A 9266-nucleotide genomic window follows, 5' to 3' on the forward strand; every position below is an offset into this window, starting at 1 on the left:
GTGCCCCAGCCCCGCTCCTTGATCCACGCCCCTATTGCCGGGCGCTCTAACTCGTACCGAAGCGCGCGACAGACGTCGCTACAGCCGAGTAAGGTCGATCTTGACTGGGAAGGGTGCGGCAGCATCGACGACGCCCGTGAAGACATCGCCGTCACGGTACGTGCTTGTTGCCGGGTCGAGGACGTAGGTATAGACGACCGGGACGCCGGCGGGGGGCTGTTCGACCCGCCAGTAGTACGAGATTCCGGCCCTCGCGTACTGCTCGGCCTTGACAATCCGGTCGGTCGTCTCCGAGCCCGGCGAGACGACCTCGACGACGAGCAGGATGTGCTCGGGCCGGGCCGGCATGATGTCGATCGTGTCGGCGCGGTACACGACGACGTCCGGACGCCGATTCGTGAGCGGAACGTCCTGCAGCCGGACATCGAAGTCGAAGTCCGCGTTCCAGTCCGGACCCGCGGCGGCCTCCAACGCGACTGCGAGGATCTTGATCAGGCGGTTGTGACGCTTGGACGCGCTAGGGCTCACGACGACCATCCCGTCCACGATCTCGATGCCCGCGGACTGCTCCTCGGACCAGGAGTCGTATTGCTCCGCCGTGATCTGCTGGTGCATCCAGGCGGGAGCGACCATCTCCGCAGTGATGGCGCACCTCCTTCAGGTGACCCGACGGCCTGATCCTTGCGAGCCAGCGTAGCGCCGTCGTCCATCCTGCCACCGTGCCGGACGCCGTCATCATCAGCCGCACCGTCGCCTGCTGTTTCGGGGTTACGGCTGTTCCATGTGGACAGTCGCCGGGTCGGCGCGTCGTCCGGTGGCCGCGACGCTCAGGCCGGTGGTGGTGATGGCCAGGCCGACCGCGCCGAGGTTGTCGTTCAGATGGGAGCGGTTCGCCGTGCCGGGGATGGGCACCACGTCAGTCCCCTGGGACAGCAGCCAGGCGAGCGCGTACTGGGCGGGAGTGCAGCCGTGCTCGGTAGCGGCCTGTCGGCATCAGGCCTACCCAGCCGGCGGCGGCGACCACGTGCCGGTCGTCGGGGTCGGGCAGGTGGATGGTCGGGGGGCTCGCCCGACCAGACCTACGGATCTGGAGGGCCCAAAGCTACGGATCCGGCGAACGTGGGTGAGGGAGCCGGTGCCGCCGGGCGACTGGACATCTTCGAATGGCTCGAACGTGTGTTCTGTAACTGCCCCAGCCTACTCGATGCCTCAATAGTGGTACCTGCATTGAGCCATGCGGATCTCGTCGCCGCTAACCTTGTAGATGAGTCGGTGCTCGTCGTTGATGCGCCGCGACCAGTAGCCCTGAAACCCGTGCTTCAGGGGCTCAGGCTTGCCGATGCCGTCGTTCCCGTTGCGGGCGATGTCCTGGATCAGGGTATTGATGCGCTTGAGTATCTTGCGGTCCTGGGTTTGCCACCATACGTAGTCTTGCCAGGCGTTCTCGTCCCAGACGAGCTTCACTCCGCCAGGTTCCGGACGACGCCGCCGCCGCTCTCGAGCCGGTCGATGGCGATCAGCAGTCGGCGCGCGTTCTCCGGGCTGCGAAGCAAGTATGCCGTCTCCTTGAGTGACTGGTAGTCATCCAAGGAGACGATCACCACCGGCTCGTGGCCGGCGCGTGTGATGACGACCTCTTCCCTGTCGTCCGTCACAGCTGTGAGAACTTCTGCGTACCGTGCGCGTGACTCTGAGTAAGTCATTGTCCGCATGGCATCCTCCTCGTTTGTACAGGAAATTGTACGTACAGAAAATTGTACGTCCCGAGTTGGGGATCGGCAAGGGTCCTTGGCGTACCGGCCCCCCGTCGAAGGCTGACCCGGCTCGACCAGGTCCACAGTGGATCCGAGACTCCTCCGCTCGGGGCGGCGTTCAGGTGCGTGGTCAACCTTTCCGGAGGTCCGCGTGTGGCACCTTTCCAGAAATTGCCGCGACGCCTCAAGGACGATTTCATATTCACGCTCGGTGGCGGCGACGACAATGATATGTAGGCCCGTTCTGACGCACTGGAGATAGACCTCGAAATTCCTTCGGGAACCGACGTCGTCAGTACTCATGGCGCGCTTGGCGACACGCCGTGTGCTGGCGGAATCGTGAGGCATGGCGCAGCTGTGACGGCTCGCCGGACTCCTGATTCGGCCGATCCGAAGAACGGCGGGGTGAGTGCTGACACGAGGAGCGGCTGCGATGAACCGGCGGGCGATGGAGTGTCGGAACGAGACACTAGGATGCTCTCTGACAGGAGCAACGGCCGGGGCGTGGGGGCATACGGCGCTGTCCCAGGTCGGCTGCGGTCCAGGAGGACAGATGAGCGTGACCTCGTCAAGGATGACTCCACCGAAGGGCGGCCGAATGGATGCAGGGGAGCTGCTGTACGTGCCGGTCCGGGCTCCCTTTTCCTGGGATCACTCGCTGCGATTCATCTGCGGCTTTCCAGCTACCCAGGGCGAGCAGGAGGTGGTTGAGGGCCGCTTGCTGAAAGCGTGGAGGTTCCTCGACCGGTCGGTGGTCACTCAGATCGGTCCCGGGTCCGACGACTCGTGGATTGAGGTCGCCATCGCATCGTCTGGACCTGTCACGGACGAGCTGCGGGCCATGGTCGCCGACCGTGTCACCTTCTACCTGTCCCTTGACGATGACCTCTCGGAGCTTGCCGGCGTGGCGGCCGGCGATCCTGCCTTCGCCGCGGTGGAGGCCCGGATGCGCGGCTACCATCAGGTGAAGTTCCCGACACCGCAGGAGAACATAGTGTGGGCGATTCTTGCCCAGCGCACACCGCTGCCGGTGGCCCGCAAGGCGAAGCTCCGTCTGATGCACCACGTCAATCCCCCGGTGAGCGGGTTCGGCGTCGAGCTGCAACCCTTCCCGTCGCTTCCGCAGCTCGCCGCGCTCTCGCTGGAAGACTTCGCCGAGCTGGTAGGCCACAGTCGCAAGGCCGGGTACCTGTTCGGTTCGGTTCAGAAGCTGGCGCAGGTGGACGAGTCCTTTTTGCGCGCGGGCGCCTGTGACGAGGTCGAGCGGTTTCTGCTCTCACTGCCTGGAATCGGCCGCTGGTCAGCTACCTTCGTGATGATCCGAGGGCTGGGGCGGATGGAGTTGCTGCCCGACGACGCCGAGCTTCTGAAAGCCGTGCATCGCGTATACGGCGAGCCCCCACCGGGGGACCTCGCCACCCTGTCCGCGCGCTATGCCCCGAACCAAGGATACTGGGCGCACTATCTGAGGGCTGTCCAGTGACCCGCTCAGCCGGCTTTCCCGCGGTGTCGCCCGGCACGGTGGTGGAGCGCCCCGGACGTTGACGGCGAACATATGCTCGAAGGTCTTGACATCCAGTTCGTCCAGCGACCGTTGGCCCTACCAGGTGCTGTGACCTGGCTCCCGCGTTATGCAAAGACCTCGACGGGGCATTTGGTGGCGGCGCTGCGTTCGATGCGGGCGTCGCTGGTGATCAGCGGCAATCCCAAGGTCTCGGCGAGGGCGACGTACTGGGCGTCGTAGGCACTGAGGTTGTGGTGCAGGTCGCGGACGCGTGCCCGGTCGGACCGTGATCGGTCAACGTACGTATCAGCGCCGAGCAGTCGATCACGGCCGCCGGACTGCTCACCCGCGTTCCCGGCCCTCGTCGATCGCGGCCAGGATGTCCGAGGTAGCGAGCTCGGCGCGCGTTTCACGGTCGAGGCGGGCCATCATGTCCGGAAGGGTCGGCGTACGGGCATCTCGGGCGACCAGGTCGAGAAGGTAGGCCTGCAGGCTGCGGCCCGTCTGCGCGGCCTTGAGCTTCAGCGCCTCCAGAGTCGGGTCCGGGACGTCGCGGATCGTGATCGCAGTCATGCCTACATTTTATCTGCAATGCCAGCAGTCTGCCATCTTGGTCGAGGTTCTTCCGGCCTTTCAGTACCGGCAGGCGCTTCGATCAAGATTTCGCGCACCGTCATCTCGCTCTAATCATCATCTCATCCGATCATCGCTTCTGAGCAGTCGCTATTTTCCCCGTCGGCCGAGGACCTGGAAAAGGACCATGGGTTCATCGCAGGGCCTTTGTTCCGCGTCGAGTCTCACGGTCAGCGCGAGCGGTACGCGTCAGACCGGTACTCGACGGCGGTTACGATCAGGATGCGGTTTTCTTCTCCGATTTCGTAGAGCACGCGATAGCTGCCGCGCCGGGCGGACCAGGTGCCCTCGTATGGTGGGAGGAGGCTTATTTGTCCGCAACTCGCACAAGCCATGTCGCCTGGCCCGCCGTTGTGCCAACTGTCGATCGCGTCGCTGAACGCCTCCCATTGCTTGGTTGTCGCCCCCGTCCCTGCGTCTTCGAGCAGCATCGTCTGATCACAGCGTGGGCAAACCACCGGGCCAAGCTCGCCTTGGACGGGGTGGAATGCGGTACGTCCTGTTGTGACCGTCACTCCGTTGGTTCTCAGTCGGCTGAGGTAATCATCGGGTTCGGCTAGGGCCAGGGCGTGGCGCGGTCCCGGCCCGTAGCCGAGATCTGCGCTGGCCATCAGTGGTCAATCAATAGACGAACCACCTCTTTGCCAGCCTTATCGTTGCTGTGCGTACGACCCCGGACGGCGGGTGCCGACGACGGCTAGCTTGTCCAGTCCTCCCAATTCAGGCCGGTGACCCGGCTGAACTCCGAGGTGTTCGCCGTGACGACTGTCAGCCCGCGCCGCAGCGCCTGCCCTGCGATCAGCAGATCGTAGGCGCCGATCGGCGTCCCGGCCTTTTCCAGGGCGGCACGAACCTGGCCGGCGGTACGGGCATCCTCGTCATCGAAGTCCAGCAGGTCCAGGTCGCCGGAGAGCAGTACCCGCAGACGCTCGGTGTTCTCCGGCACCTGAGCGCTTTTCGCGACGCCGTACCACAGCTCGAACAAGACGACCGACGAAAGTGCGAGACTGTCCTCGGATGCCTCGGCCTCCCGGTACCGTTCCCGCACGCGGGCGGGCTTGTTCCGCAGCAGCGCGACCACCGCGTTGGTGTCCAGGAGGTAGTTCACCCGAAGAAGTCCTCCCCGGCGGGCGTCGGCGGCTGGTTCCTGCCGTCCTCAAACAGGGGCACGTCCGCGAAGCGGTCCAGCTCGGCGAACCAGGCATCGACATCGGACGCGATCGGCTCCAGCAGCACGCCGTCTCCCATGTGCCGGACACGGACCCGGTCGCCGGGCAGTCGGAACTCCTTCGGGAGCCGCACTGCCTGGCTTCTGCCGTGAGTGAAGAGCCTCGCGATCGCCGTGTCCGCCATGACGCCTCCCGCAAGTGATAGCTATCAGTAGTATATACCAGGTGTCCGCTGTCGACTCGGCTGGGCGGCTACCGCAAGGTCGACGCGGCCCCGTCCGACCACTGACCTGCCCGTTCAGTGCCGACCGGATCATCCGGCCCGATAGGTAGAACTTAGAGCGACCGGCAATAGGGGACGCGGCGTCGCGAGGCTGGGGCACGCACCTCGCATCGTTGTCGTCGGTCGACACCCAACACCTCCGGTGCCTTCCTCCTCCGCCTTGCGATCTACGTGCCCCAGTCTCGCTCCTTGATCCACGCCCCTATTGCCGGGCGCTCTTATTCATGCAGGTCAGATGGTTTGTGACGCTGCGTGGTGGACCTAACGTGTCATTGGAAGCATTTTTTGATCGTGGTCGAAGGTCCCGAAATCACCGTCCGCCCGGTCGCCGCACGACCTGTGGGGCACCCGTCCGCGTGGCAGAGGTCAGGGCTCGTCCAGCCAAGGGCGCCGCACACGGTAGGGCTGCGCGGTCGGCGGGGAAAGATAGCCGGCACTGACGAGGAAATAGAGGTACTCGGGCGCGGTCAGTCCGACCTCCTGGTGCAGGCCGAGCCGCAGCGCGCGGTCGTGGACCCAGCCCAGCCGGTCGCGCACGCCCTGCTCGCTGATGTTCAGCTGGCGGGCGGCCTGCTTGAGCTGCAGAGGCTTCGCCGGCAGCGACGGCGGCCACGCCAGCAGGTCCGCGAAGACAAGCCGCACGGCCTCCTCCTGCGGCGGCGTCATCGGCAACGGCGGCGGCGGGGTGGCCGTCATGCCGGTCGTGGTGTCCCGGGAGGGGCGCGGATCCGCCGTCGGGAACGGCAGCATGTCGGCCTCGAGCAGCACCCAGTGGTACGTCTCGGCCGGCAGGTCGAGGGTGAGGATCCGGATGGCGGCGCGCGGCCAGGTGACCCGTACCTGCCCGGCGATTGCCTGCGGCGGTTGACCCCATGCATGCAGGGTCGCGCCGTTGCGGTTGCGGACGTCGAGGTCCCAGCCATACTCGGTCGCGGTCACGACGAGGGCCTCGCGGGAGATCCGCGTGTTCGGGATCTCGACCCCGAGGGGCAGCCGCGCCTCCCGGCCGACCGTCAGCGTCCGCCCGACCTGAAGCCGCCCCCCGACCGGCACCCGGCAACGCCTCGGTCCGTACTCATAAGCAAGGACCCACCGGTCCGGCGGAACCTGCGCGTCCATGTCCCGCCTTCCACACCGATGTCACCTGTGGTGGGTTAGGCGGGCCGGTGGGTTGCCGGCGCCGCCTCGTCCAGGTCGGTCGTCAGGGCGACTTCGGGCTGCTCGCGACCGAGGTTCCAGGGCCGATGGTCGCGTTACCCAAAGCGATATCCATGTTGGTCACCTGGTGGGTGGTGTTGACAGTGGGGCTGCACTTGATGACCAGTTGTTGGGCGCCCTGCAGGTCCAGGTGAACCTGCTGCGGCTGCCCGAGAGCGATGTTGATCGGTGAACCCAGCTGGATCGAGCCGTCCTTGACGAATGTGAGGGCCGTGGTGCTACCCGCCGCATTGGTGGCGTCATTGGGAACACCGATCACAGCGTCCAGGAACGCATACCCCGCGACATTGTAGGTGACGTCGGGATTGAAAGCGCCTAGGCAGGCAAGACGGACGCTGAACGGGTAGCTGGATGTCCCGATCTGCTCCGACCCGGTACTCACGGTGACACCATTGATGCGGACTGGCTTGATGGAGGAGAGGTTGGTCGTCCCGGTGATCTGCGGTGCGCTGGACGGCGTGGCCGGGCTGGTTGTTCCCGGGGAAGTCGACCTGGTTGTTCCCGAGGGAGTCGGTTCGGTTGTTCCCGAGGGGGTCGGTTCGGTTGTTCTGCGACCGGTCGGGGTGATCGTCGCCGGGCCGGTCGCCCCGGGAATGGTGTTGTTCGATGTCTGGGCGACCGGGGTGGTGGGGCCGGGGCTGCCGCCGCCGAGGAGCTGCGACACGACGATCGCGAGGATGACGACGATCGCGGCCGCGGCCGCGGCGAACGGCCACCACTTGCGGCTCGGCGATGGCGCCGGGGTCCCGCCGGGCGGCGGGGTGGCGCCTCCGGGATGGGGCGCGGGCGGGTGCAGGTGCGCGACCTCGGGACGCGCCGGCGCCCCGCCGCCTGGGCCCGTCCTGGTCTGCGGGGCCGCCGGCCAGCCGCCGGCGGGGACGCCGCGCGGCAAGGAGAGCGCGGTTACGTCAACCGAACCGTCCGCGACCAGGGCGGGCGTGACCAGGGCTGGCGTGGGCGGCGGTGTCGCTGGGCCGCCGGTTGTGCTGGTGATGTGGGAAAGCGTCTCGGTGGCGGAGTCGAGCCAGACGGAGAGCCAGTCGGATCGGGTAACCGGCACGGCGCCGTTCACCGCGGCATCCCCGGTCGCGGTGAACCCGACGGCGGTGGGGCGGCAGCGTTCCCCGGGCGGGTCGGCGGCCAGCGCGTCCAGGAGGTGTTTGACCAGGGCCGGCCGGTCTGCGGTGCGCGGGTTGCGGTTCAGCTCCTCCTCGAGCGCGGCCTCGTCGACCCAGCCCAGGCCGTCGACCCGGGGTACCAGGTGGCCGAGCAGGACCTCGGCGGTGGTCACCACGAAGGCGAACCGGTCGGCCTCTGGTGTCGGGATCGGGTTGACCACCCGCAGCTCGGGTGCGGCATAGGGCGCGGTGCGGCCGGCGATCCCGGTCCCGTCGGTGAGCCGGGCCAGGCCCAGGTCGACCAGGACGGCGACGCCGTCGCCGCGGACCACGATGTTCGACGGCTTCACATCGCCGTGTGCCACTCCCTGGACGGTCTGGCCGCCGGAGTGCATGTGGTCGAGCGCGGCGGCGACGGTGCGCAGTTTGCGGATCCGCTCGCCGACCCGGGCGTCCGGATTCTCGTCGCACCATTCGCGCAGTGTTATGCCCGCGACGAAGTCCATGACGGCGTAGCCCACGCGGGTGTTCGGGTTGGCCGCGCCGGCAAGGTGCCAGGACGGCCCGATGAACATGCTTGTGACGCGGACCAGACCGGGGTGGCTGAGGGTGGTCAGCAGCCGGCTTTGCTTCTCCCAGGCATCATCGCCCGGCGGCCGGAACATGGTCTTGACCGCGACCGTGGCGCGTCCCTCGGTGGAAAGGGGTAGTTCCGCTCGCCACACTTCCCCTTCGCTGCCCCGCCCGATCATTTCCTTCAGTACGTAGGTGTCCGGCCGCGTGGCTGGGCCGACCCAGTGCGCGGCCGGGTCGACTCCGGTTTCGGTCATGCATTCCCCCCAGGGATGTGCTGGTCATACGGTTGGTGAACGGCGCCGCAAGGGCGCCGAGGGTGACGCCGAGCCAGCCGGACGCCGCCTGCTCTGCGCGGGCTGCGCCGAACGAGGATCGACGGGGATCGACGCGGATCATTTGATGTGAGACGTGACGATAGCGGCCCCCTGCCGGGCAACCGCGCGAGCGTGGGATGTCCGGCCCGCTGGCTGAGCGTAGGGGCGGTATGCGCCGGTAACGAGGCTGTGCCGGCACAGGGTGGTCGGCCCTGTGCGGGCACAGGCCCAGACCGACTTGGGCGGCACAGTCTGGGCGATCCCGGCGAATTCCGGTGTGCTCGACGTGCCACCAGCCAGCCAGAGCACCGTCGATCCGTCCGACGCCGCGGCGCGCTGATGGCTCTCGTCGGACCGGCCGTCCCGCCAACGGGGGGCGGGACGGCCGGTCCCGGAGCTCGGCGTCCCATCGGCCCCGCGCACACCGAAGGAAGAACATGTCGATCAACTCTGCGATCAGCATTCTGGCCGACGCCGCCGTCGGGACGGCCGGCCGCCCAGCGCCGTCGGCGCCGGCCTGGCGGCGCAGCAGCTTCTCCCGCGGCGCGGAGATGACCTGCGTCGATGTCGCGTTCGCACCAGGCGAAGTCGTCGTCCGCGACTCGAAGGACCCGGCTGGGCCGGTGCTTCGGTTCTCCCCGCGGGAGTGGGAGGTGTTCGTGCGTGGCGTCCGCAACGACGAGTTCGACGCGCCGCC

General features: G+C 67.2%; 14 protein-coding genes. 3 read left to right on the forward strand and 11 right to left on the reverse strand.

Features of this window, described 5'->3' with window-relative positions; all coding sequences use genetic code 11:
- Window positions 1-78: 78 nt before the first annotated feature.
- The 4 genes from U9978_RS18540 to U9978_RS24160 all read right to left on the reverse strand — a co-directional run bounded on the left by U9978_RS18540 (window position 79) and on the right by U9978_RS24160 (window position 1712).
- Complete coding sequence (locus U9978_RS18540; protein ID WP_322762400.1) at window positions 79-633, reverse strand: Uma2 family endonuclease; 555 nt, start codon at window positions 631-633, stop codon at window positions 79-81.
- Window positions 634-768: 135 nt separating this feature from the next.
- Complete coding sequence (locus tag U9978_RS18545; RefSeq protein ID WP_416211040.1) at window positions 769-936, reverse strand: hypothetical protein; 168 nt, start codon at window positions 934-936, stop codon at window positions 769-771.
- 273 nt (window positions 937-1209) lie between these two features.
- A complete protein-coding gene (locus U9978_RS18550; protein ID WP_322749717.1) occupies window positions 1210-1464 on the reverse strand; it encodes a Txe/YoeB family addiction module toxin in 255 nt (84 codons plus the stop codon).
- A complete protein-coding gene (locus tag U9978_RS24160; RefSeq protein ID WP_416211041.1) occupies window positions 1461-1712 on the reverse strand; it encodes a type II toxin-antitoxin system Phd/YefM family antitoxin in 252 nt (83 codons plus the stop codon). Before U9978_RS24160 ends, U9978_RS18550 begins: the two co-directional genes overlap by 4 nt.
- A 595-nt stretch (window positions 1713-2307) precedes the next feature.
- On the opposite strand from U9978_RS24160, the gene U9978_RS18560 reads away from it, so the two are divergent.
- Window positions 2308-3237: a hypothetical protein gene (locus U9978_RS18560; RefSeq protein ID WP_322762402.1), complete on the forward strand. Its 930-nt coding sequence runs from the start codon at window positions 2308-2310 to the stop codon at window positions 3235-3237.
- Between the two features lie 146 nt (window positions 3238-3383).
- Here the strand turns inward: U9978_RS18560 and U9978_RS24165 are convergent, their stop codons facing one another.
- The 7 genes from U9978_RS24165 to U9978_RS18595 form a co-directional block, all read right to left on the reverse strand.
- The gene (locus U9978_RS24165) at window positions 3384-3671 is read right to left on the reverse strand and encodes a type II toxin-antitoxin system VapC family toxin (RefSeq protein ID WP_416211038.1); all 288 of its coding nucleotides are present in this window, start codon (window positions 3669-3671) and stop codon (window positions 3384-3386) included.
- On the reverse strand, window positions 3601-3831 hold the full coding sequence (locus U9978_RS18570) for a FitA-like ribbon-helix-helix domain-containing protein (protein WP_322762404.1): 231 nt from the start codon (window positions 3829-3831) through the stop codon (window positions 3601-3603). Before U9978_RS18570 ends, U9978_RS24165 begins: the two co-directional genes overlap by 71 nt.
- Window positions 3832-4061: 230 nt before the next feature.
- Entirely contained in the window at window positions 4062-4502 is a 441-nt protein-coding gene (locus tag U9978_RS18575) for a hypothetical protein (protein WP_322762405.1), read from the reverse strand.
- A gap of 86 nt (window positions 4503-4588) precedes the next feature.
- Entirely contained in the window at window positions 4589-4999 is a 411-nt protein-coding gene (locus U9978_RS18580; RefSeq protein ID WP_322762406.1) for a type II toxin-antitoxin system VapC family toxin, read from the reverse strand.
- A complete protein-coding gene (locus U9978_RS18585) occupies window positions 4996-5244 on the reverse strand; it encodes an antitoxin (protein WP_322762407.1) in 249 nt (82 codons plus the stop codon). Before U9978_RS18585 ends, U9978_RS18580 begins: the two co-directional genes overlap by 4 nt.
- 465 nt (window positions 5245-5709) lie before the next feature.
- Window positions 5710-6462: a hypothetical protein gene (locus U9978_RS18590; RefSeq protein WP_322762408.1), complete on the reverse strand. Its 753-nt coding sequence runs from the start codon at window positions 6460-6462 to the stop codon at window positions 5710-5712.
- A gap of 82 nt (window positions 6463-6544) precedes the next feature.
- Window positions 6545-8509, reverse strand: coding sequence for a serine/threonine protein kinase (locus U9978_RS18595; protein ID WP_322762409.1), 1965 nt, complete (start codon window positions 8507-8509; stop codon window positions 6545-6547).
- A 274-nt stretch (window positions 8510-8783) separates the two neighbouring features.
- Here U9978_RS18595 and U9978_RS18600 point away from each other — a divergent pair, with 274 nt between their 5' ends.
- Both U9978_RS18600 and U9978_RS18605 read left to right on the forward strand, forming a co-directional pair.
- Window positions 8784-8909 carry a hypothetical protein gene (locus U9978_RS18600; protein WP_322762410.1) on the forward strand — a complete coding sequence of 42 codons (126 nt, stop codon included), beginning with the start codon at window positions 8784-8786 and terminating at the stop codon, window positions 8907-8909.
- A gap of 97 nt (window positions 8910-9006) precedes the next feature.
- Window positions 9007-9266, forward strand: a 260-nt coding sequence (locus U9978_RS18605; protein WP_322762411.1) for a DUF397 domain-containing protein, incomplete at its 3' end; no start/stop codon positions are given.

It is taken from the genome of Protofrankia sp. Cr2, from assembly GCF_963555885.1.
Taxonomy (GTDB): domain Bacteria; phylum Actinomycetota; class Actinomycetes; order Frankiales; family Frankiaceae; genus Protofrankia.